The sequence below is a fragment of the Hungatella sp. SL.1.14 genome, assembly GCF_024460495.1.
In the GTDB taxonomy this organism is placed as follows: Bacteria; Bacillota; Clostridia; order Lachnospirales; family Lachnospiraceae; genus Hungatella; species Hungatella hathewayi.
Genome location: NZ_JANFYJ010000456.1, coordinates 1 through 293 on the forward strand (window position 1 = coordinate 1; position 293 = coordinate 293).

The following is a 293-nucleotide window of genomic DNA, read 5'->3' on the forward strand; positions in this document are numbered from 1 at the left end:
GCAGAGTCTTCCTCTCTTTGCAATAGTGATAATGATAATTATTTTTATTTAGTTCTGTCATTTCGTTCCAGCACATACGCAGATAAGAATGAAGTCACCGGAACGCACAGGATAACAGCCAGACTGCCTGACAGACTGTGAGCCGCCTCAATCGCAATATAATCTGAATTCATTAGCTGCTCCGGCTGAACACCGTATGAGATCAGTACCAGCATCATGGTAAGGGCCGTCCCGGTAAATGCGAGGACCAGAGTCGCGCACATGGTGCCGATCATATCTCTTCCAATGGCGTA

General features: G+C 46.8%; 1 protein-coding gene. It reads right to left on the reverse strand.

Annotated features, from left to right (window positions below):
* Positions 1-44 precede the first annotated feature (44 nt).
* On the reverse strand, positions 45-293 hold a 249-nt coding region (locus NE473_RS31810; protein ID WP_256265700.1), incomplete at its 5' end, for a YibE/F family protein.